The sequence below is a fragment of the Streptomyces sp. NPDC093071 genome (genome assembly GCF_044754545.1).
Taxonomy (GTDB): Bacteria; Actinomycetota; Actinomycetes; order Streptomycetales; family Streptomycetaceae; genus Streptomyces.
In genome coordinates, this window is sequence record NZ_JBIVPH010000002.1 from 1 (window position 1) to 21,931 (window position 21,931).

Annotated in this window: 15 protein-coding genes and 3 pseudogenes; 6 read left to right on the forward strand and 12 right to left on the reverse strand. The window is 68.5% G+C overall.

The window, feature by feature from the left end:
- The first annotated feature begins 482 nt into the window (after nt 1-482).
- The 3 genes and pseudogenes from ACIQD7_RS05850 to ACIQD7_RS05860 form a co-directional block, all read left to right on the forward strand.
- Nucleotides 483-710, forward strand: coding sequence for a hypothetical protein (locus ACIQD7_RS05850; protein WP_402439736.1), 228 nt, complete (start codon nt 483-485; stop codon nt 708-710).
- A gap of 289 nt (nt 711-999) precedes the next feature.
- A pseudogene (locus ACIQD7_RS05855) lies at nt 1,000-1,657 on the forward strand (DDE-type integrase/transposase/recombinase); the annotation flags it as partial.
- 85 nt (nt 1,658-1,742) lie between these two features.
- Nucleotides 1,743-1,973, forward strand: a pseudogene (locus ACIQD7_RS05860) (ATP-binding protein); the annotation flags it as partial.
- 170 nt (nt 1,974-2,143) lie between these two features.
- Here ACIQD7_RS05860 and ACIQD7_RS05865 read toward each other — a convergent pair.
- The 7 genes from ACIQD7_RS05865 to ACIQD7_RS05895 form a co-directional block, all read right to left on the reverse strand.
- Nucleotides 2,144-2,416 carry a hypothetical protein gene (locus ACIQD7_RS05865; RefSeq protein WP_402441359.1) on the reverse strand — a complete coding sequence of 91 codons (273 nt, stop codon included), beginning with the start codon at nt 2,414-2,416 and terminating at the stop codon, nt 2,144-2,146.
- A gap of 1,073 nt (nt 2,417-3,489) precedes the next feature.
- A complete protein-coding gene (locus tag ACIQD7_RS05870) occupies nt 3,490-4,062 on the reverse strand; it encodes a transcriptional regulator (protein WP_402439738.1) in 573 nt (190 codons plus the stop codon).
- The gene (locus ACIQD7_RS05875; protein ID WP_402439740.1) at nt 4,062-5,591 is read right to left on the reverse strand and encodes a helix-turn-helix domain-containing protein; all 1,530 of its coding nucleotides are present in this window, start codon (nt 5,589-5,591) and stop codon (nt 4,062-4,064) included. The genes ACIQD7_RS05870 and ACIQD7_RS05875 overlap by 1 nt, the downstream gene beginning before the upstream one ends.
- Nucleotides 5,592-5,604: 13 nt before the next feature.
- Complete coding sequence (locus ACIQD7_RS05880) at nt 5,605-5,937, reverse strand: hypothetical protein (protein WP_402439742.1); 333 nt, start codon at nt 5,935-5,937, stop codon at nt 5,605-5,607.
- Nucleotides 5,938-6,235: 298 nt separating this feature from the next.
- The gene (locus ACIQD7_RS05885; protein ID WP_402439743.1) at nt 6,236-6,370 is read right to left on the reverse strand and encodes a hypothetical protein; all 135 of its coding nucleotides are present in this window, start codon (nt 6,368-6,370) and stop codon (nt 6,236-6,238) included.
- A 1,417-nt stretch (nt 6,371-7,787) separates the two neighbouring features.
- Complete coding sequence (locus ACIQD7_RS05890; RefSeq protein ID WP_402439745.1) at nt 7,788-8,219, reverse strand: hypothetical protein; 432 nt, start codon at nt 8,217-8,219, stop codon at nt 7,788-7,790.
- 609 nt (nt 8,220-8,828) lie between these two features.
- Nucleotides 8,829-9,035 carry a hypothetical protein gene (locus ACIQD7_RS05895; RefSeq protein ID WP_402439747.1) on the reverse strand — a complete coding sequence of 69 codons (207 nt, stop codon included), beginning with the start codon at nt 9,033-9,035 and terminating at the stop codon, nt 8,829-8,831.
- A gap of 172 nt (nt 9,036-9,207) precedes the next feature.
- Between ACIQD7_RS05895 and ACIQD7_RS05900 the strand changes: the two genes are divergently transcribed.
- The gene (locus ACIQD7_RS05900; RefSeq protein WP_402439749.1) at nt 9,208-10,368 is read left to right on the forward strand and encodes a hypothetical protein; all 1,161 of its coding nucleotides are present in this window, start codon (nt 9,208-9,210) and stop codon (nt 10,366-10,368) included.
- Nucleotides 10,369-12,966: 2,598 nt separating this feature from the next.
- Nucleotides 12,967-13,431 carry a hypothetical protein gene (locus ACIQD7_RS05905; RefSeq protein WP_402439751.1) on the forward strand — a complete coding sequence of 155 codons (465 nt, stop codon included), beginning with the start codon at nt 12,967-12,969 and terminating at the stop codon, nt 13,429-13,431.
- A 404-nt stretch (nt 13,432-13,835) separates the two neighbouring features.
- On the opposite strand, the gene ACIQD7_RS05910 is transcribed toward ACIQD7_RS05905, so the two are convergent.
- From ACIQD7_RS05910 to ACIQD7_RS05930, 5 genes are all read right to left on the reverse strand, one after another.
- On the reverse strand, nt 13,836-14,153 hold the full coding sequence (locus tag ACIQD7_RS05910; protein ID WP_402439753.1) for a transposase domain-containing protein: 318 nt from the start codon (nt 14,151-14,153) through the stop codon (nt 13,836-13,838).
- An 870-nt stretch (nt 14,154-15,023) separates the two neighbouring features.
- Nucleotides 15,024-15,659 (reverse strand): hypothetical protein, encoded by a 636-nt coding sequence (locus tag ACIQD7_RS05915; protein ID WP_402439755.1) that lies wholly within the window; start codon nt 15,657-15,659, stop codon nt 15,024-15,026.
- A complete protein-coding gene (locus tag ACIQD7_RS05920; RefSeq protein ID WP_402439757.1) occupies nt 15,652-16,200 on the reverse strand; it encodes an RNA polymerase sigma factor in 549 nt (182 codons plus the stop codon). The genes ACIQD7_RS05915 and ACIQD7_RS05920 overlap by 8 nt, the downstream gene beginning before the upstream one ends.
- Nucleotides 16,197-16,427, reverse strand: coding sequence for a hypothetical protein (locus ACIQD7_RS05925; protein WP_402439759.1), 231 nt, complete (start codon nt 16,425-16,427; stop codon nt 16,197-16,199). Before ACIQD7_RS05925 ends, ACIQD7_RS05920 begins: the two co-directional genes overlap by 4 nt.
- A 1,850-nt stretch (nt 16,428-18,277) precedes the next feature.
- Nucleotides 18,278-19,858, reverse strand: coding sequence for a DUF4041 domain-containing protein (locus ACIQD7_RS05930; protein WP_402439761.1), 1,581 nt, complete (start codon nt 19,856-19,858; stop codon nt 18,278-18,280).
- 1,529 nt (nt 19,859-21,387) lie between these two features.
- On the opposite strand from ACIQD7_RS05930, the pseudogene ACIQD7_RS05935 reads away from it, so the two are divergent.
- Nucleotides 21,388-21,854 (forward strand): annotated as a pseudogene (locus tag ACIQD7_RS05935) (transposase family protein); the annotation flags it as partial.
- Nucleotides 21,855-21,931: the final 77 nt, after the last annotated feature.

Genomic DNA, 21,931 nt, shown 5'->3' on the forward strand with positions numbered 1-21,931 from the left:
CGCGCGCTTCGCTCCGCGAAGACGACGCGCCGTCGCTACGCGACGGATACATCGTGATGCTCCGCATCACTGGCTCTACGTCACTCCGTGACGTAGAAAGGCCACTTCGTGGCCTGTTGAGATCCCGCTCCGCGGTCTCTCAAAAGAGTTCGCTCCGCGAACTCTTAGGGCTGGCTACAAAGGCCCGAGCTGTCGGGACTGCTCGTGTCAACGGGGGCCACACGGATACGAGGCATGGTCCCTCCCCGATAGCACTTCCTGGGTGGGGTTGTGAGCAGAAAGGTTACGGGCTCTCTGAGAATCCGGGGGCCTCCTCTTCCGGAGAGTCGACGTCGGATTCACGGAGGATGCTTTGGATCAACTGGCTTTTTTCTAGGGTTGTTGGTCGTTGCTCTGGGCGTGCGGGTCTTGGAGAGTCAGGGGCCGATCATCACGCGCTCTCCCTCAACGTCGATCCCCTCCCGGGCTCCAGGAGGACGGCCGTGCCGTTCCACGAAGGCGCGCAGCAGGGTGGCTGTTTGCTCGAAGGAACGGCGTTTCCTGGTTCTGGGGGTGGCGGTCTTCGCCGTGGTCAGGGTGATGTGATTGGGAGTGAGGCCGAGGCGAGCCAGGAGGTGGCGTTGGCCATCGTCGAGAGTGTTCCAGGTGGTGAGTTGGCGGTGCAGCTAGGTGCCGGCTTTCACGCCGTCAATCACGTTGTTGCGGCGTAGAGTTCCAGGATTGTGTCCGGCCTGGAGGTGTCGGGCCAGGTAATGGTATTTGCGGTGCCAGTCGGGTCCGTGTGGTAAGAGCCAGTCGGGGTCGAGGGCGGTCAGACGTGTGTGGCGGGCTTTGGAGAGGTGGCCGTGTTCGGCGTAGAAGGTCTCGATGAGGTGTCGGCGTACACGTGAACGTCCCCACCTGCGTACGGATGAAAAGGGGCAGTTGTTGATGCGGTGAGGCCTGCTGTCCCGGCACTCTGCTGCGTGGTCGGTGCGAGGCAGCGGAAAGCGGTCGGTGGTGGTCCTGGATCCGCATCGTTGGTTGGAACTGGGGTGTTTCCGCAGTCTGTTGGTCTCCGGAGCGATCAGTCTGTCGGAGGTGGCCCGGGAGACCGGGCTGGACCGGAAGACGGTCCGTAAATGTCTGTTGGCACCGGGGTCGGCGACCCCGCCGCGCTGGTCGCCGAACGGGCGGTCGAAGGCGAGGGTGATCGACGCGTTCGCGCCGCTGGTCGACTCGATGCTGCGGGCCGAGATCCTGATGAAGGCCGTGGTGATCCACGAGCGGCTCGTCCAGGAGTACGGGTTCACCGGCAACTAGCAGCGCGTCAAGCTCTACGTTCAGGAAGCCCGCCCGAGGGTCGCCGAGGAACTCGGCATCACGCCGAAGGAGCTTGCCGGCGTGCACCGCCGGTTCGAGGTGGTCCCCGGCGCCCAGGCCCAGGTGGACTGGGGTGACGAGGGAAAGATCCTCGCTCACATGGGGATTGGGAAGGTCTACTTCTTCCACATGACGCTGTCGTACTCGCGGGACCCGTTCTGCTGTTTCACCACCAGCCAAGACCTTCAGACGTTCTTCGATTGCCACCATCGGACCTTCGTCCACTTCGGCGGGGTGCCGATGACGATCGTCTACGACCGGACCAAGACCGTCGTCCGACGCCACGTCGCCCTAATCGCCCTGGCGGTCGCGGCCTGCCGGGTCGGCTACTCGATCTACTTCACCAGCCTCGACGACATGGCCGCCACCTCAAGGCCGCCGAGGCGAACCTGGTCTTCCAGGTCGTCTCCAAGCGCTATGAGAAGGGCTCGATCGTCCTGACCTCGAGCAAGACCTTCAGCGAGTGGGGCCAGGTCTTCGGCGACGAGGTTCTCGCCACCGCCATCGTCGACCGGCTCCTGCACCATTGCGAAGTGATCTCCATCAACGGCCCCAGCTACCGGCTGAAGAACCGCCTCAAGGCCATCGAGCGAGAGACGGAAGTGGCATAAGAGTCTCACGAGGTACTTGGCGCGGCCTGCCTCTTCCCTCGACCGGACAAACCTGGGTTTCGTTCCCAGCCAGTCCCAGCCGCACGAGCCCGAGAGTCCCGGCCCACATCGTTACCCCCAGAAACAGCACAGCCAGTACGCTCCAGGCCATGGCTGCTATGCCCCACCCCTTAGTTGTCATGGAGCCGGCATGGCGCACCAGGATCAGAAACATCTGGGGACGTTCGTCCGTACGCAGCTGGGGAGAGAAGTCCGTACGCCGGCATGAGGGTCATGTTGGCCTCGAAAGAGGCTTCGTGCTCGTCCCCGATCATGCCGAGTACGTCGAGTTCGGCAATCCAATCGGTAGTCGGGGTGCCGCGGCGGTGGGCGGTGTGCTGGCCTGCGATGAAGGCTCCCAGGTGGTAGCCGTAGATGTCGGTGTAGCCGGCCGGAACCTTCAGATGGCCGTGTTCGGCGTGGTAACGGGTGGCGGCAGCCCAGGCCCGCGCGGCGGGGCGGAAACAACACCGCGCCGGCTGAGGGCCAACGGAACCGGCGGGTGATCAGGCGGTGGGTGGTGTCGTCCAGGTGGTGTTGGGGGCTCCGGTCGCCACCTGTCCGAGGTCACCGGGCAGGGCCTCGTCCGCGGCCGGCAGGTCGCCGAGGTGCTCCTCTCGGTGGCCGTCCGCAAGACCGAGTACGGCCGCGCTGCCACGTTTCTCGACGCGGCAGCGGGTGGTGGTGTATTGTCCGCCGGCCTTCTGGTGCAGGCGGTAACCGGGCCGGCCACGCCGGGTGGCGGCCCGGTGCGGCCTTCTAGCTCCAGGACTCCGTGTTTGCGGTTATCGCGGCCTGGGCAGCCGCCAGAAACGCTCGAGTCTGGCGCTCTACCGGGCTGGACTTCAGCGTGCCTGGGGTTTTCCTGTTGTCTCTGTCCATGGCCGCTGACACGAGGTCCATCGCCTCTATGCTGCGCTGCATACGGTCTTCCTCTACGGCATCCGCGAACTCGGGGGGTGTCTGCCTCGTGTCGTGGATGAGCACCAGGGCAACGTGTTCTCCCTCCTGGCCGAGCGTCTGGACGCGCCATCCCAGCTGGCGGCCTGCGCGTCGCATCGCTGCGCGGATCAGAGGTGTCGGCCGTTCGGTTCAGACGGGGTTCAAGGGCGTGGGGCGAGCGTCGTGTCCGGGGTGTCGGGGCTGTAGCCCGGTGTTCGCGTGTTGCGTTTCGGGCGTCGTGGCCAGTCGGATGAGTTCTCGTGTCACGAGGCCGGTGAGATCCGAGAACGGTTCGCCGAGGGCATCTTCAGGCTGCGGGGCCTGGATGCCTTCCGGGGTAGGAGTTTGTCCCGCCGTTGCCGGGCTCCAGGGCGTGGCGTCGCCAGGAGCGTCTCCTGTCTGTGTGGGCAGGGTGTGAGGTCTGCCGGTGCCGCCCGCGGGAGTCCTCTCTGGTTGGCAGTGCCGTTCGGGGAGAGTCGGATGGGGTGTCAACTGCCGTGATGGCGCTGGCGGATATACCGGAGTGCCGGTGTTGTCAGGCGGCGAAGCCGATGTTCGTCACGTATTCGTACTGGCCCCACTGGCTGCCCAGGTCCGGCAGGACGCTGGTGGTCCAGGCGTCGTCGAGGGCGTGGCTGTCACTGGTGGTCCAGGCGGTCACGATGTGGTCCCAGCGGCGGACGTTGATGTGCCGGTACTCGAGGGTGCGCCGGTGGGGTGTGGAGACCTGGGACTGGTCGAGGGGGTGGATCTCCACCCGGGTGCCGCCGGAGGAGTTGAGGCGTTTCAGGAGGTGGCGGGCGACGTTGTGGCGGCGCACCGTGCGGTAGGCCTGTTCGATGCGTTCCAGGTTGGCCTTCGAGGGGTTCCGTGTGCCGGCGAGCCATGCCTTCAGTGTGCGGTCGGTGACGGTGAGCCCGGCTGCGCGGGCGGCTTTCAGCGCCTTGGGTGACGTCGTCAGGTAGTGGAGGCGTGCGAGCAGACCGCGCGAGGTGGTGACGGGGGTGATGATGAAGTCGACCAGTGCGTCCAGGCGGCGGGCGACGAGTTCGCTTCCCTTGGTGCCGCGGGCGCCGAGTCTTCCGAACTCGTGGTTCCGGTCCGGCATCAGGCTGCTCCTCCCGCCGTGTTTACGCCATGGGCAGCGTATTCGTCTTTCACCTTCACTTCGGCGACGCCGCGGCCCTCGGGGAAGATCTTGCGCCAGTCACCGATGACGTGGAGTTCGTCGGTGCCCATGGCCCGGACGACGGTCAGGCCTTCGTCGTGGGCCTTGAGGGCTTTCATCCACAGGTTGGCGAACGCCTGGGAGCGGATCAGATGCATCCAGTCCGGGCGGTAGAGTTCCCGGTTGTAGTTCGAGGTTCCCATCGTGGAGACGAACTTGGAGTACATCGCCTTCACGTACTCCAGTGTCACCTTGTCATCCGTGGCGATCGCGGCGTCGCGGGCGTCCTTGAGCGTGATGCGGAATTTCTCCAGCAGTCCCTCGGTGGCTCCGGAGGTGAATGACTCGTGGATCTCGGGTGGTTCGCACAGCCCGTGCTTCGGGCCTGACAGGCGCAGCAGGAGGCGCAGTGTGGGTTCGGTGACCCATAGTGGGCCCGGTTCGTCGCGCTGTCCGATCGGGTTCGGCAGTACGTCCTGGTGGTCCCAGGGCGGTGGGGTGATCAGGTGGACGCCGGCGCGGCGGCGGTCGTGGTCGGATCCTGTGGAGTGCTCCAGCTGGCCCAGTGGGAGGTGTGTCTTGAGGGCGGACAGGTAGGCGCCGTTGATGTCGAGGGCGGTCACCTTGTGCTCGCCGGGTGGCAGCTCGGTCCGTGTCCACTTGGGCCGGGCTTCCCACACCTGGTCGGGGCCGCGTGCGGACTGTTTTTTGAGGATGTCCGGCATCCATGGATGGGCGATGACGTCGTACCTGCCGCCTTTGCGTGTCTCGTCGAGCAGGGTCATCGCGTCGGGGATCGCCTTCTTCACCAGTGCCGCCGTCGCCGCTTCGGCGTCGCCGTCGTGTGCTTCGAGTGCGGCCCGTACCGATCGGCTGATCAGGTCGGTCGGCTCGCTGGGGAGCCGTATGGCGTGCCGGGCTGCGGAACGGTGGCGGTCGGCGGCGGGGTGCTGTGGCGCCGGGGCGGGGGGCTCCGGCTGGTGCGGGGTGGGTTGTACTGTGTCGTCGGATGCGGGCGGGGGTGCGGCGGCGTGGCATTCGGCGGCGTCCAGGTGTTGGGTGAAGCCAGCCATCCGCCAGGTCGCCGGGTGGCCGCAGAGTACACATGGCTCGCTGTCGGCCAGCTGGATCACGCCCTCGTCGGGTTCGGTTTTGTCCGCGCTGCCGGACGCGGGTTTCGGCGGCGTCGGCTTTTTTGTGGGCGCGGGTGTCTTTGCGGGCGCGGGTGTATCGAACTTGGCGGCCAGGCCGTCGAGGAAGTAGCCGTATTTCGTCCGGGTCTCGCCCGACGGGTCCCGTCCCGCCTCCCACGCGCTCAGTGTGGAGGCGCTGATCCCGAGCGCGCGGGCTACCTGCGCCTTCGACAGACCGGCCTGCTCACGCAGGCCTCGGCGTACTTCGGCCTCCGGGAGTTTCGTCTCGGGGCCCACGGAGGCGAGCAGCGAGTCGATCGCGTCGAAGTCGCTCATCACACCGCGGCTTTCAGATGTAGGTGACGGGGTTGCGGGACAGGTGCGGGCTCGGGGTGGGGCGGCCTACTCGCGCGTCGCCGTGCAGCAGGTCGCCTTCGAGGGCGTAGCGGTCGCCGTGTTTGGTGATGCCGGTGATCTTCGCGACGGCGAGCACGGTGCCGTCGGTGCTGATGATCTGCGCCTCGTCTTGGGACAGGGCCCGGTCGGCGTTGAATTTCCATACGCCGCGCCCCGCCTGCCAGGCTTCGTCCTCCGACATGCCGGGGCGGCATCCGATCGTCGTGCGGCCCAGGCGGTCGTCCCCGTCGGCGGCTCGTTCGGCCCCCAGCTGGATCTGCAGCACTCCGCCTGCCCCTTTCCCGGGAGGGAACTTCTTGACTTGTTGCGAAGTTACCTCTGCTCCGAGTGGCTTCGCAACAAGTCGAGAAGCAAGTCGGCCGGTTTGCCGGAGCAGGCGGGTCTGTAGCGAGTCGGCCAGAAGACGCTCGGTCCGGGCCGGGGGAGGTCGCCGGGGGAACTGAGCGGCGGGCCGGTCAAGGTCATGAAGGCGGGATGCCCGCCGGGGGGTGTGCGCCCGGCTGTGCGGCCAGGGCAGAGGTGCCGGGGTTGGTTCTCCACCGGGGCCCGGCGGGGTCGTGTGCTCACAGGGCCGCCGCGATGCGGTGCGGGACGGCAGAGGGCGTGGCGGCCGGTGCGTGGTCGTCGGGGTTGTCGGGGTTGTCGGGGTCAGGGGCGTCCAGGAGGGGGTGGGTGGCCAGGCCGAGGACGAACAGCACGTCCGGGTGGGCAGTGGGCTGCTTTCCGGCCGGGGGAGCAGACGCCGGTTGGCCGGGCGCGGGATCGGATCGGCGGCAGGCCGGGGGCGAGGCGGGGGGTGGTGCGGTGCAGCAGGCGGATGAGGGCCGTGGCCTCGCTGGGGGCGAGAGTGAGGCGGCGGTGTGGCCGGCGTGGTGCAGGTTCTGCCGCTGTGTGCAGGTGAGCGGCTGTTCGGCGCGGCACCCAGGGCCGGGGCGGCCGTCCGGGCCCTTAAGGAAGCCTTCCAGTCGCCCGTACCGGCTTAGAGATACGAGATGCTCCCTCCTGTTGCGGCCACGGTGAAGCAGAAGGCTTACTGGCGAGGGAGTTGCGCCTGGGCGACGTGGAGGGTGCCGGTCTCGCGGACCTCGGCCTGCTCCTGCCTGCCGTTATGGCCCTCGTAGGCCTGGAAGGTGGTGGGCAGATGGTTTGGGTACAGTCCGAATCTGCGACCGCGATCGGCGCAGAGCGCCTCATCGGCATACAGGATCTCGTGGCTCCGCAGGGTCAGCGGCAGCAGCGCCCTGCAGTGCCGGGTCTCCGGACGCGGGCCGGTGGAATTGGACCGGGGTGCGCTACTGCGGTGCGAGTCATGGTCCGGATCGTGGGCGCGGACGAACGGTGCACCGGCCAGGAGACGGGGGTCGAGTCCGCCCGGCTGAAGGCCGTGGGGGGGCGGGCATCGGACCCAAGTGGCTTGGTTCGGCGGCGGGGAAGGTCTGCCGGATGTGCCGGTCCGGCTAGATCCGTGCCTCTTCGGGGAGGTCGCCAGTCAGCAACAGCCAGTTCTCCACTGCTGGCGCGGGCGCCGCGCAGAAGGCGACGAAGCTGTCCGCGGCCTCTTCCACCGGCGCCGTCGCCGTCGCCCCTGGTCGACCAGGCGGGTTGCAGTCCCGGCCCTGATCCGCTCAGGAGCGTGGACCAGCGGGGCGCCCGGTCGGCATCGGCCTTGCCGTACAGGCTGCGGTGTTCGGATTTCGGCGCGGCGGCCGCCGCCGCGTTGTTCACGGCATCGAACTCTGGCTGCTCCAATAGTGCCGCATCGGTGATTGTCCGGGGTGTCGAGGTCGGGTCCCGTGCTGTTCGAGCCAGGGGTGGTCGGCCTGACGCAGTGGGGAGGTGCCTTCCATGCGGTACGCGCATAGCGCGCCCTCGCCGCCCGCCGGACCCGGCGCCAGGCCCCGGCTCCCGGCCTGAGCGGCCGTTCCCGCGTTGTTCTGCGACTCGGAATGCTGCGCTGACCGGTGGCCGGCCCGCTGCGATCAGTCGATCTTCTCGAATGGGTGGCCCGCGGGGACAGCTCGGCATCGGGCCGGGGCGGCTCCCGCTCGGTCTTCCAACGGCGTCGGGCTCCGGGGCACCCGTCCGCCAGCGGCACCGCCCGTAGTACGTCCGCACTCAGCAGTCGTAGCTCTTGAGCGTCTTGGAGGCACCGGTGGCCGACTTCAGGTAGTCGTTCTCCGACTTCAGGCTCTCATTCTCTGCCGCCGATTCCGCCAACTGCACGACCAGTCCGGCAGCCATGGACAGGATCCCCTCGTGCTCCTCCTGAAGCCCTTCGTGCTTCGTCTGGAGTTCCTCGTGCTCCTCCTGAAGCTCCTTGTGCTCCTCTTGAAGCTCCTTGTACTTCCAGATGAGGACCCCGATGGTGGTGGCGGCCAGAATGCCGGCGCCGGCCTTAACCGCGACCTTGGCTTTGCCGAACCTGCCTCCGGCCGGCCCGGTACCGTCCTTGCCGATGCAAACGTGGCCCGTCTGGTGCGAGTGTTGTCGAGCCTCGCCGAGTTGGTCGCTCTGATACGAGCACGATCCGCATCGGTAACGGTTCATCGGTCGTTCCTCTCCCTGGGAGAGGAGCTTGGCACAGGTCACGTATCTCCGGCGGCCGCCTGGTCATCCTCCGTACACCCGCCGGCGCCGAGGGAAGGACGCGCACCCGTACGGGCGGCACACCCCTGATTGTGGACTGCGCTGTCAACGCTTTCAGGAGGGTCCCTGGTGCGCCACGGGTAGCTCGTTGGGGTCTGTGGCCGGTGGGATGCGCCGGTTCCAGGCCGAGGAGGTCGAGGGCATAAAGCCGGCGCAGTTCCAGGCGGCAGCACAGCCGAACGCCGGACTCACCCCGCGTCCCGGGTCGTGTGCTCCGCTGCTCACCGTCGCCCACCGGTCGGCGCGCAGTTGCTGGAAGACTGGCGCGGTGGCGTCGGCGGCGGCCGCAACGTCGGCCGGGCCAGCCGGCTCGCACGGCGCTTCGTTCCTGTACGGCACTGCGCCGGGTGTCCCCGGGGGGATTCCGCCGCCGTACGTACTCGCGGTGGGCACGAGGCGGCCGCGGGAGGTTCAGTACGTCCGCAAAGTCGTGGTCCATGCCGCCGGCATGGTCCGTGGACGGGATTTTCGGCTACCGGGTTCTGCACCCCGGCGTGGGGGGCGCCACGGTCAGCGCGGTTCCCCTGAGCCTTTGACGACCAGCCGTGCGAGGCCGGCCAGGCAGGTCAGGACCGCGGCTCCTACGGCGAGGGGCTGGGCCAGCCGGGGACAGACGAACGTGAGGCAGACGACTGCCGCGGTGATGAGCAGGCCCACCACGATGGCCAGCAGCATCAGGAGTGTGCGCAGCTCGCGGTGTTCGTCGTTGTGCGTCATGGGTGAACCGGGTCCCTTCGTGTCGGATGTGCGGTCCGGAGGACCGACCGGGTGCGGTCTGCCGCGCGGGGCGGCTCACCTATTGCAGCGGACCCGTAGCACAGCGACCGGGCGAAGGTGGGGGGCTCCAAAAAGGCTCTGTTGGCGGGAGTGGTGCCCGTACGGTCACGGGGTGGACGGCACGAAGGCGCCCAGCCGGGCGGACCAGCAGCTCATCGACCATGCCCGCACGTACGGTTTCGAGGTGACAGGCAAGCAGTTGTCCGGGTGGCGGCGCCACGGGCTCCTCCTGCCGAACGTCCAGGGCGGAGGGCTGGGCCGCGGGCGGGGCAGTACTTCTCGGCCGGCGGCAGACAGCTTCGATCTGGTGCTCGCTCTCGCCCGGCTGTCCGGGCGGGGAAAACGGCCGACAGACGTGGCCCTGCTCCTGTTCGGTGAAGGCTTGCCGGTACCCGAGCCGACGGTCCGGGCGGCGTTCCGGGCCGCCGTCGACGCCGTCTGCCTCCCGGGCGGCACCGAGCCCGGTCGGGACGTCGATGAGCATCTGAACGCCGTCGGCTCCTCCATCGGCCAGGGCGGTCGGGCGGTGGTCATGGTTCCCGCGCGGGCACGCCGGGTGGACGAGCAGATCGTCGGGTTCTTCGAGTCCGCGGGTGTCCCCTGGCCGCCGCCGGAGCTTGCCCAGTGGGACGAGAACACGGGCGGGGAGCGCATGAGCCCGCACGGCGTCTCGTTGTTCGCCGCCGATGCGCTTCTCACGGGCAGGGCGCCCATGCCCATGATCGGCGCGCTGCTGCGGGGAATGATGCCCGAAACGGAGGTGAACCCGATCGCCTCCCTCGTGGAGACCACGGTGCGCGAAGTTCCGCACTCCCCCGTCCTGGGACCCGATGAGAGCCTGACCATGTCGAGCGGCGACGTCCGGCACGTCCTGCGCACTCTGGCGGCGACAGTCGCGCCAGAAGACCTTGCCGCCGCCTGGCACACCGCCCGGGAGGTTCGCGTCTGGGCGCTGGAGCTGTGCGCGCGGGCCGAGGAAGAGCTTGCCGGCCGGGCGCCCGGCGATGCCACCACGCAGTGGTGGATCAGCAGGCAGCTGCCGGCCGGGCTGTGGCTGCTGGACGCCTTGCGCACCCGCCACGAGAAGGCCGGCTCAACCGCTGTGTCGGCTCTGGCACTGCTGCTGCAGCGCGCGCAGTTCGCCGAACTCGACCGGTTGCAGCCGGGCTGCCAGTGGGAAGTCGCGCACATGACGGGCGTGCTGCCTCCGCCTGCGCGCGCCTTCTTCTCCCTCCCCTCCGGCGCGCCGAACACCTTGGGAGGACCGCGCTGACGTGCTGTGGCGAGCCGTTGCCGCAGCGCCCTGGGAAGCCCTGGCCGCGATCGTCACCGCCGCGGTGTCCGGGCCTCGGCCTCCCGCCGGCATACGGGTGCAGCCGGTGCGGCACAGCCTGCGGCCCGGTGGCCGGTCCCCACCGCCGGGCCGGCGCCGCCTGGCACCGGCCCGCGGGAGGCGTCTTCCTCCGCGCATCCGGTGTGCGAGGTCCGTACGGCCGTCAGGCACGGGGACAACGCCAAGCGGCCGGCCCGCGGTGCCCATGCAAGAACACGGGGCCGGCCGATCGCAGGTGGCGAACGGCCAGGCTCCCCGCGAGGTCCGCGCCCGAGGAAACCGAACGGCGCCATCGGGGCCGAGCCCGAGGAACCCGCCCGTGACGACCACCGACAACCCGCACCACCCACACCGCCGGACTGCCCGAACGGTCCGACCCGCGACCGGCCCCGGCCAGCGGGGGAAGCACTGCGGGCATGGACACCCGCTCATGACGCACCCCGCCTCCACCCGCGGACATCCGTCCCGCGGCGCGTCACCCGCCCGGGCCCACGGACGAGCCTCCCGCTGCCGGAACCGCGACGCCTTGCCCGGATCGCGCAGAGCGCAGAAGAACACCGTCAAAGAGCGCGCCTCGTCCGGGCTCACTCCCCTCCCCCCTGCGATCAGCCGTCGCCGCGCCGGCGCGAGAGCCCGATCCCGCACCGCACCGCACCGCACCGCACCGCACCGCACCGCACCGCACCGCACCGGCGATCGTGGCGGCATCCGGGAGAGGGAACAACAGCGCGCAGACCGCCGTCTCGGCGCGGCCGGACCTCCCCCCACGGCGTGAGAACAAGCCCCCCGGACCACCCTGCGCCCTCCCCCCTCCAGGCCGCGGGCGTCGTACGGAATCCTTTCCGGAACGCCCCCGGCTACCGTGGACTGCAGGTTCGTCCGGCCCGACGGACCGTGTCCGGCCTTCGTGCGGACGGTGCCGGCAGTGCCCCGGCCGTACGAGGCATGGACGCGGGGCTCCGCAGCGGTGCGGGTACGCGGCGAAAGCCCCCACCGGTGATCCGGTGGGGGCTGCGCGCTGGGCCGGAAAAACGGGCAGGCACAAGCCAGGCTACAGCGCGGGCCACAAGAACACAGAGCCGGATACGAGCAGGGGGTACGTCCCCTTCCTTGCCTTCGCCCGGCGCCGGCGAAAGGGGGCGACACGGTATGTGACCTGCGCATACGGTCGGCCCCACGGCACATTGGACGGCGCCGCGTACGACGGAGAGGGGAACGGGCATGAGCCACGGCAGCCGATGGAAGCACGAAGACGTCAACTGGGGAACCACCGAGGACCCGGGCTGGGGCGTGGACGGCGGGTGATCGCCCGCTCCGGCCGTGCGGGGACTACGCCTGAAGGTGTGCTCCCCCGCACGTTCACGTCGGCCGGGCAGGGTCACCGGCGGTGCCGGTAAGGATCACGGTGGTGAGGGCACTGGTCCCTCCGGCGAGCGAGCCGACGGCATCGACCAGAGGGAGCGGGCCGGGAATCCGATGGAGCGCCAGGCCGAGGGCGGCGGTGACGGCCCAGCACGTGGAGGCCCCGAGCCCGGCCCCGGATCCGGGGTGGCGGACTGGACAGGGGCGGTCGCGGATCCGCTTGCTGTCCGCGATCGGCTCGTAGGCGTCTGGCGTTCGGAGGAGTCCGTGCGTCTGGTCGTCCGCGAGGCCGCCGACCAGGTCAGGGAGTGACTTGTCACCGTGCCGAAGGAGACCTGAGCCGGCTTCGCCTCCCTGGCGCAGGAGATCGCCGGGCCGCGTACGGTGGTCGACGAGCTCCAGGCCTGCTCCGCCGAGACCTCCGAGCCGGTGCGGGTGAGCGAGGAACGCGCCGCCCGGCTGCGGTCCGCAGCCGCATCACCGGCCACCCCACTTCCGCGCGCCCGTCATGCGTCATCGACAAGGTCGACAAGCTGGTCTTCCCCCCGCTGTTCGACAGTTCCCTGATCGCCTTGCTGATCAGCCTGCACGCCGCCACGCTCTACGACCGGATCCAGCGGCGTCTGGCCCGCCTTGGCCCCGGTCCGGGCGAGCGCGTCACCATCGCCCTCGACGACCGGGTCACCCGAGGCGGACATCGACGGTGGTGGCGAGAGCGGCAGGACCGAGGCACGAAGCGGCTGAGCCGCGTAGAGGGAGAAACCCCGGCTTGACGCAGGGTGGGTGCGGCGGCCGGCACCAGTTGTCCGGCATGTTCAGCGCGAGTCCGCAGGATCGCGGAACGCGGACGGCGTCGTCGGCCTGTTGTGCGATGGCGGCGGCCAGGGCCGGGTGTGTCCCCATAGCGGCGGGAGGAAGCGAAGGAATCCGGTGAGCGGGCCCCGGTTACCGCAGGAGTTGCAGATGGCGTGTACGTACCGCTGTAGGTGGAGCGGCGATGTCAAACCAGCACCGGACGACGTGACGTCCGCATCCCCGTACGTTTCTGTATCAGCCCCGGCCGGGCCGGGTCGACGACCACCGCGGCCGAGGCGCTGAGGGAAACCGCAGCGCCGGGCAAGCGCCGGGCAGGGGTATCCAACTCATGGGCATCGAAACGGAAGGCACGGGGTGAACATGATCAAACAGAACGCACGCGGGACCACGGAGCACGACGCGAGCGTACGCACGATGCGTTCGGGCAAGCGCATGGTGCTGGCGGCGGTGGCACTCGCCGCGGCGGTCACCGCCACGCTGGTCCCCTCGGCCGCTGCCGCCCCGGCAAGCGCGACCGAGGCGTGCACGGGGTGGCGGGTCATCCAGGTCAACAACAACGCCGCAGGGGTCAAGTACCGCGAGTGCGACCGGTACAGCGGGCTGAACACCCAGACGAGGGCGGAGTTCTACATCTGGGACAACCGTCACGACGGCAAGGTGGCCCAGGTCTACACGGCCACCGGCTCCAACCTGAACGGCCGGTGGCACCAGTCGTGGGAGAAGTTCTACGTCTGGGGCAATGAGAGCCACCACAGCCCGCTAGTGAACACGGGTTGGCACAAGGGCCACGACGTGAAGGTACTGCTCAAGGCCGTACGCGGCTGATCCACCGGCGGAGGGTGCGCTGCATCCGGAAGCCGAAGAGGCAGGCCCTTAGGGAAGGGCCCGACACCGCGCGGGTCGGGAGACGCGTAGGGCCGCCCGCCGCACCACCACTGCGACGATCCCGCCTCCCCCGTACGGTGGTTTCAACGAGCGACGACGGGCCCGGCATCGTCCACGTCCTCCTTCGTCGATACCGGCCACGCATCGGACAGATCTTCGACCCACAGCCCCTCGCCGTACTCCTGCCCGTGCGCGGCCTCCCACGCCTCCGTCCCCGTTGTCATGAAATCCGTCTCTTATTTCATCCGGACCGGCCGGGTCTCACGCGGCGGGGCGAGGATTTCTTCTGGCGGGCGATCTGCCCCAACACTTTGGTGTCCTCGGCAGTGGCCGGCGAATGCCCCTCACGGGCGCCCGGGTCGATATCGGCGAGCGTGACGGTCAGAGTACCGTGGCGGCGATGTGAAGTCTGGCGAGGTAGACGCTGGCAGTCTTGCCGTATCGAGTGGCCAAACCGCGCCACCACTCGCCGGGCGTGGTCGGAGTGGTGACCGGGTCGGCCGTCCGCCGGAAACGGAGTACACGACCGGCCACGCCGACAGCAGGCGACGGCGCTGCTCGACTCGGTCGTGCTTGGCTATCGCCGCGTCGACCGGCTCAGCGGTGGACACCTTCGTCAGGATCCCGATCCGCACACGCCGACCCGCGTCCCGCCCCGCCACACGCGGGCGACGGCCGCCTTGAGGCCGTCGTTACGGACCCTGGCTCGCGCGACCCCGTCCAGCGTCCGCAACGCATGGACGTGGCCTTCGAAGAACGCCTCCTGGCCGCAGAACGCGAACACGCGGTGGACGGCCCTGCCCGAACACAACAGGCGAAGCCTCGCCCGACTCGGCCAAAACCTCGGGCTCCCGGGCCACGACCGTAGTAGCTGACCGTCCCGCAGGAGACGTCGGCGCCGCGTTCCCCGACCAGCCGGTGGAAGATCCGGGCGACCGCATGCCGCCGCTTGCACGGCGCGTCCAGGTCCGCCCACAGGACCTCGCCGATCACCGGCTTGCAGCGATCCACTCCGGTCGTCCGCGCCGGCAGCCTCTTGCACCGCTCCGGCCACGACGGGTCCAACCCCTTCCACACCGCCCGCCACGTCACGCCGGACCGCCGCGTACAGCTCGGCCTTCGACATCCGCGACATGAACAGCGCCTTCCGCCAGGAGCATCCCGATGCCGCCCGGGCAAGAACCCCCGCGCCTCCCAAACCCGTCGGCATCACCCATCCATGGAACAGGGCGGTCCTGGTCGCGTGACCTGTGTCATCGTGCGGTTGCCCGTGCTGGCCGTGATAGGCGGTAAAACGGTCCGGCGGGGCATCGCCTGCTGTCGGTGCACAGGGCCGGCCCGGCAGGTGTGCGGGCTCGCGGCCGTGCCGGGGAAACGGCGGATGAGGTTGCGGTGTCCCCGGCCGTCGAGTTCAGCGGCCTGCTCAGCCCGGTGCGGCCACGCGGCCCCTGGGCGTCGGCCATGAACCGCGCGGCTCCGGCCGTGGTACTGCCGAGGAGAGCTGTGGTGGTCCTGGAGCAGAGCAGGGCCGGTCAGTTGAACTGGAGCAAGCACTCGTTCGCATCTTCGAACAGTTTGACGACCTGGGCATGCAAGGCGTGGAGAACATGGCGCCGCTCCGTGAAGAGTTCCACCATCGAGTACGCGTCTGCAGACTGCGTCCTCCCGTATTCGACGGTCCAGAGGGTGCTCTGCTGCTGCAGAGCCTTCTCCGCCAGGCGGAACTTGAGCGAGGCCCTCTCCTTCGTGATCTTCTGGGCGAGCAGTGCCGTCTTGATGTCCGCCAGGATGACGTGAACGGATGCCAATGCTGCGGAAGGAGTGGTCGTGATTCCGGGAGGAGCCGCGAACCTGTCGCATCGGGATGTGAGGCTCGCGAGGTGAAGCACCTCTTCTTGCAGCAAAGACACGACGCGTGCGAGGGGTGAGCCGTCTTCCCCGTCGGAGGAGGCGCGGTTCTCACCGGTCTCCGCCTTGGGGGCGTCGGATCCGGCCGGGGCCCGGGCCACTTCGGGGAACGAGCACATGGTTTCCGGGGGAACGATCTCCGCAAGTCCTGCTTCGGTGTCGAGGACGGCCGAGACCGCTGTGTGCAGGCCGCTTTGGTACGCGGCCAGGAGGGCGTCGAGGACGGCACCGGTGTCGAGGTGTCCGCGGTGGTCATACATCGGCCGCTGCCTCCTTCAGCCCGAGTGCCTTCTTCAGTCGTGTGCGCGCCCGCCCGTAGGCCTGTCGTACGGCGGCGGGGTTCTTCCCCAAGAAGACCGCGGTCTCCTCGTGACTGAAGCCGTCGAGCTTCCAGGCCATGGCTTCTCGTTCCGCCGGCGGCAGCGTCGCGAGTAAGTCGAGGAGATGTTGCTGTTCGTCGGAGAGTACAAGCAGTTCCACCGGGCATGTCCCGCCCGGCCGGTCGGGAACCGGGTCGGTGGGCAGGGTCCGGCTGGTGATCTGCTGCAGGTACTTCCGATAGGCGACCGTACGCAGATAGGCCCTGGGATGCTCCAGGGTTCTCCATCTGTCCGGCAGGATGATCAAGAACGCCTCGTGCGTGGCATCAGCCGCTTCATAGGGGCTGGCGCCCAGGTTCATGAGGAACACCGTGACCCTGGTCATTTCGGTGGTGTAGAAGGCCGCGAAATCACCGGGATGCTGCGCAGCTGTGCGGGGCCGAGCCGGTGGCGCGGTGGCAGGCGCGGAAGTTTCGGTCACCAGCGCCTCTCCCCGTGGGTGCCGGCCGGGTGGCCGAGGACGATCTCGATCTCGCGGTCCGTGGTCCGCTCCCGCAAGCGGCTGACCGGGGGCAGGAAGCGGACCTGCTCTGCGAGCCCCTGTTGGATCACTTCGGCGTGACGGGTCTCCGCGCGCGCTGTGATCGCCTTGTAGCCCAGGCGAGTGAGCGAGTCGAGCAGCGAGGTGGCGGCTACCAGCACCAGCATGATCATCGGTTCCACGGGGGCTGCCTTTCGGTCCTTGCGGGGCTCAGTGGCCCGCTCCTGAGACCTAAAGCCCTGAGAGGGCTCGAACGTGACATGCCTTCGGCTGAGGAGACCGCTTCCGCAGCAAGTGCCTGCTCATCAGAGAAGTGAGCAGTACCCGCCAGGCAAGGCTTTGTGATCCGGGGACGTCGGACCGGCCTGATTTGCCTGACAGAATGTCTGAACACAGGTCGCGTATGGATGTGTCGCCTACGACTGCTTCGCTGACCAGTTCGGCGGTTCTGTGGCTCCCGGAGTGCGAGGCGGCCCAAGGCATGTGCCAACTCTTCGCTGTCGGCAAAGCGTTGTGCGAGGGCGGCGGCGGCCGCGTGCTGGACTTCTTCGGATGGGTCGCTCAGCGCCTGCAACAGGATGCTCCGGGCTGCCGGTGCCGCGACGCCTTCGCTGTGCAGGGCACGGTAGGCGTTGGGTGCGCTGGTGGGCGCGATGGCTTTGCGGGTGAACCAGGGAATCAGGGTTCACCGTGCTGTCGTGTCGGCCGACGCAGCGGTGAGGGAGGCCGGCAGTCGCGCTCGATGAGGCATCCACGGGTGCTTTTCGATACGTTCGATGACGGGTCGGGTGAAGCGCTCGACGTCGCGCGCCGGCATCCGGATGCCGGCGGCCACTACTCGTGCGGCCAGTTCGTATCCGCCCTGCTGCGTGTTCTGAGCAGAAGCGCCGATAGCGGCGTCGAGCAGCTCGGTGACGTCGCTCGGCCGTCCCTGCCCGGCCAGCGGTGCCGGCAGTACGTCCCGCCACGCGCGGCTGTCCGGCCGGGCGCGATGACATCTTTCTGCCCTGCCAGGGGCAGAGTGACCAGGTATTCGCCGGACAGCTGCTCGGCGACAACGCGGGGGCGAAGCCGATGGTCCCGGCCCCCTCCGGGACGACCACTGCGAATTCGCCTTCGGCTGCGCTCATGATCCGTGACGCCGGACGGCGTGCTGTCTGCTCGTCGTAGCCGAGGAGGGCGTCGTCCTGCAGGGTCCGAACAGCGTGTCGCGCCACTGGCGTGTGTTGACGAGAGGCCCTGCGTCGGCCCGGCGCAGTTCATAGGCGGCTGCCACCAGGATCTGGCGGACGTCCCGGGCATCCAGTTCACCGCTCGGTATGTTCACCGCTCGGTATACGGACATCACGCCGCCGGATGGCGGGGTGCCGGTCGAGAAGCACGTCGACCGGTTCCCGGTACGCCTGCGGAGGAGGATACGTTCGGCCGGAGCTTGAGAGCGGCGGAAGGCGAACGAGTCCTGGCGCGGCTGTGCGGCACGGTCTGCCGGCGATGGAGCAGGGGGACCTGGATCCCTTTTCCTGAGACGACAACCAGGACTGGCCCGACGGCTCGGGCCTTCCTCTGAGGGTGCTCGCTTCTGCGCAGGTGTACACCACGGATACGTATGACCGTTTCCAGGGCTGGGCCCACTCCCCCGGCTGCGCACACCGGCGGCTCCATGCCGAGGTCGACCGCCGGATCTCGGCTTTCGGCTCCGGCACGGCCGATGTGGACGGGCATTCGAGCCGGCTCGACGAGTTGATCGGCCTGGATGCTCCGACTGATCAGGCATGGTTTCCCGACCGGCGGCAGGCCCGACAGTGGCGGCAGCACCAACCGTCTACACGCCACACTGCCGGCCCGGCATCTGCGAAGCCCTCGCTGTTCGGTCCCGGTCTCTTGTCCGGCTGGCGAAATGTCACGGGTCGGGGTTGAGAAGCGGCGCGCGTACGTCCTTCGTATCGACGAGGCCTTCGGCATGTCGTGATCTGGCCGGCTCCCGTGTGCCCGCCGTCGGTGGGGGCTCTTCGATCCGTCAGTCTGTCCTGCCGGCGCGCCATTCCAGTGCTTGAGGGGTCTCGGTGAACTCCACCAGGTGTTCACCCGCGAAGCGCTCCAGGGCGGTGCGCACCTGGGCAGGGGTGACGTAGAAGAATTCCTTCCTGCTGTTGACACGGTTGACGCGGCGGTCGGCGAACTCTTGGTGGAGGCGGGTTTCGAGGCCGACGGCGTCCTTGCTGAAGATCAGGGCGTGGACGTCGAAGCGGAAGGGAACGGCGGCGCCGCTGAGCTCGTAGACGCGGTCGAGGGGTTCGAGGCGTCGGGTCATGCCGATCTTGACGATGCTGTCGCCGAAGGCGCCGATGTTGGAAACGACGTAGACGTAGCCGGTGCGAACGTTCGCCGCTCGTGCGTCGACGTCTTGGAGTGCCTTCTGGATCTCGGCGAGTTTGGCTTCCATGTCGCGTACGGCGTCGTGGTCACCCTGGGCACGCATGCGTTCGATGGCGGCCTCGTAGTGGTTGAGTTCTTTGTTCAGCTTCTCCCGCTCGCGGTCCAGCTCGCGTTGGGCGGCTGCCTCCTCTCGTTCGCGGGCCCTCGCCTCGCGCTGTGCTTCTTTCTCCTCGTCCTTTTTCTGCAGGAAGTCGGCGGTCAGTTGTAGTTCGCGGACGCGGGCGTCGTGGTAGGCGTCGGAGATGCGGATGTGCATGGTGGCGCCGAGTCTGGCGATGGTCTCCCGGCTCTTGTAGAGGCGGTCGACCAGTGAGGTGAGGCGGTGGGGGCGCATGGTGCGGACGGCGTAGTCGGCTTCGGCGTTGTAGGCACGGAGCATCAGTTTGGAGAAGTCACGGATCATTTTGCGGCCCTCGCGTGCGGAGCCGTTGACGGTCCAGTCGGTGGCGGCCAGGACCGCCTGGTTGTTGCGTGCGAGGTCTTTGATCTCGGCCTTGAGGGAGTCCAGGCGGCTGCGGTAGGCGACTGCGTCGTGAAGCTGGTGGTGGTAGGCGTAGATGCCCGCTTGTTGCAGCAGGACGGTCTCGTCGGTGGTGACGATCTGCGCGCGCAGCTCGGTCAGGCGGCTCTCGGCCTGGTGGATCTCATGGCGCTGCCGCTCGGTCTCCTTACGGGTCTTCTCCGCGTCTTTGGCGACCTGCTTGGCTTCGCTCTTGATGTCTTTGACGGCCTGGCGGGCTTCCTCGACGATCGCCTCGGCCTGTTCCTGGGCCTGTGTCCGCAGCAGCGCCGCTTCCTGGCGTGTGCGCTGCACCAGTGCGGCGACCTGGGCGGCGTCCGCGCCATGGGCCTGCGCGATCCACTGTCTCAGTTCCTCCAGCTCGCTCGCCTCGTCCCGCCGCCAACGGCCGAACAAACCCCTCTTGCGCCTGGTGGGAACGCCGGGCGGGGGCGTGTGCTGATGGGAAACAGTGGCCACCGGCGGCGTTCCGTCGGGCTCGTCGGGCAGCCACATCTGCCAGCCGGACGGGGGCTGCGGCCAGGACGGATCGGGTTCCCAGTCGGCCGGAGGGACCCAGCCCCGGGCCAGTGGCCAGTTCGGCGGCGGGTTGAACCGGAATCCCTTCACACTCACCCGTTCGTTCCTCTCCTTCGGCACCATCCGGTGCACCGTCATCGATATCTCGCGTGATCATGCCTTGGGGGCTGTCGAGAGGGTGACCGATCATGAAAGTAGGCGCAAAAGGTACCTGGGCGGTCGCCGGAGCAAAGACCAGCAGGTCGGTCTCGTGAGGTCGAGAAGTGGCAGTGCGCCGTCGCACCGAGCAGCCATTTCACGCGGCCGACAGCCCCGGAAAGGGCCGTGCCTGCGTAGGCGGCCAGCACTCCACCTAAAGTGCCGCAGAAGCCTGCGAAGCGGGTATTTCTCTTGCGTGTGTGGGGTGAGGCGATCTTTCTGACGAGCAGTGAGCGGTACTGGAGCCGTTTGACCCGACTACAGGTCCGGGCGGATGCGACGGGACCGATCACGTGGGAGGTCAACGCAGACTCCACGATCTGCCGGGCCCGTCAGCACTCCGCAGACGCTCGCAGCGACGGTCAGCCCCAGAAGGAACCGTTCGGAGGCACCCGTACCGAACCGGACGACCACGAGCTGGGCCGGTCCCGGGCAAGCTTCACCGCCGAGATTCATCCGGCCCGTGAACAGGGTCAGCGACCGCTGTCGTCGATGGTCACCGTGAGCAAACCCGGTGACAGTCCTCAATTCCTCACTGTGCTGGAAGGCATCCGGGTTCCCCATACCGGAGACGGCTGACCAGGTCGCCGACCGCAAAAGGCGGTCGAGGGCCGATGGGCGGCCTCCGGCCTTCGATCGCGAGGACTACCCGGCCCGGTACGCGGTCGAGTGCGGGATCGACCGGCTCAAGCGCAACCCGGGCGCTCGCCACCCGGTTCGACAAGCTCGCGGTCCGCTTCGAGGCCACCGTCCCGATCACCACGATCGGCGAATGGCCGTGACAGTCCGGGCTGCCGGTTCTGCATGTCGTGTTGAGGACGACCAAGGCGAACAGGGCGAGGGAGGGACGGCGACGGGAGCTCAGTACTACGGCGCCGACAGCGAGACCGGCGACGCGAGCGTGGGGAAGTCTGGAAAAATGGCCGGTCATGGAGGCGGTGCGGCGGTCGTACTCACTGCCACTGTCTCGGGGTGACGACGAGCGCGCTGATCACCGGCCGTACGACCGTGGTCTAGTACAAGGAAGTCATGCTCGGTACCACTCCGTCATAGTCGGAGCGGTACCGAGCCGACTATGCGCCGAGGATGCGGGTGGTCGTCTCAGGCCGCACCCTGGACGTATGCCGGATCGCAGTACCCCGTCGGGACCGCCGCGAGGGCCTCAGTGGGGACAGTCCGCCCCGGCCGCAACGCATGCCAGGCATCGGCCCGTCCTGACGCACTGTCTCGCGGCCCTCGATGGAATCATGGTGGGAGTACTGATCGGCATCCTGGGTTCTGGAGGCGGCAGCGACGGCACGGACGGCTCTTCACCGCCCGCTTCTCCCGGCACCACGACACCAGTGCGACAAGCCCCGCCTTCCGAAGCGGCACCGGCCCGTACACCTGCCGGAGCATCCGGAACGATGACGGCGAATGCACAGGAAATCCCAGATGACGACACCTTCCTGGCCGGTGAAGGCGATCACGTCATCGTCGACGGCACCCCGATCTCCATCGACCGCGTCCGTGCGGACGAGCCGTACCATCCGGTGAAGCACCGCCGGCATGGCATGAACGGGCAGGTCATCGGCCGTCCAGACGGCACCCCCCTGTGGTTCTCGCGCGCAACGCCGGCCGCCCCCACGACCTGACCGCGGCCCGGGCCCAGGGCGTCGTCCAGGCCTCCCCCACCCGGCAGATCCTCGTCCTGGCCGACCGCGCCCACCAGGGCGCCGGCGCCACCGTCCGCATCCCGTACAAGAACCACCGCGAACAACCCGAGCACCACCAGCAGTTCAACCGCGACCACGCCCGCCCGAGAGCACCCGGCGAACGCGTCTTCGCACAGCTCAAGTCCTGGCGGATCCTCCGCCGGGCCCGATGCTCCACCCGCCGCACCGACACCATCGTCCAAGCCGTCCACACCCTACGGACCTGAAAGTGTTCAAGGTGAAAGAGGCTCAGTAATGCCTTTCCGACCGCGAGTCCGCCCCGGTCGAGTGTGTGCGGAGGGCT

What these genes read in the sequence shown, in the direction of transcription:
- ACIQD7_RS05890 (WP_402439745.1), bottom strand. Translation starts at nt 8,219, where the DNA reads ATGAACCGTTACCGATGCGGATCGTGCTCGTATCAGAGCGACCAACTC.
- ACIQD7_RS05925 (WP_402439759.1), bottom strand. Translation starts at nt 16,427, where the DNA reads ATGCTGGTGCTGGTAGCCGCCACCTCGCTGCTCGACTCGCTCACTCGC.
- ACIQD7_RS05905 (WP_402439751.1), top strand. Translation starts at nt 12,967, where the DNA reads ATGATCAAACAGAACGCACGCGGGACCACGGAGCACGACGCGAGCGTA.
- ACIQD7_RS05895 (WP_402439747.1), bottom strand. Translation starts at nt 9,035, where the DNA reads ATGACGCACAACGACGAACACCGCGAGCTGCGCACACTCCTGATGCTG.
- ACIQD7_RS05870 (WP_402439738.1), bottom strand. Translation starts at nt 4,062, where the DNA reads ATGCCGGACCGGAACCACGAGTTCGGAAGACTCGGCGCCCGCGGCACC.
- ACIQD7_RS05915 (WP_402439755.1), bottom strand. Translation starts at nt 15,659, where the DNA reads ATGTATGACCACCGCGGACACCTCGACACCGGTGCCGTCCTCGACGCC.
- ACIQD7_RS05875 (WP_402439740.1), bottom strand. Translation starts at nt 5,591, where the DNA reads ATGAGCGACTTCGACGCGATCGACTCGCTGCTCGCCTCCGTGGGCCCC.
- ACIQD7_RS05930 (WP_402439761.1), bottom strand. Translation starts at nt 19,858, where the DNA reads ATGGTGCCGAAGGAGAGGAACGAACGGGTGAGTGTGAAGGGATTCCGG.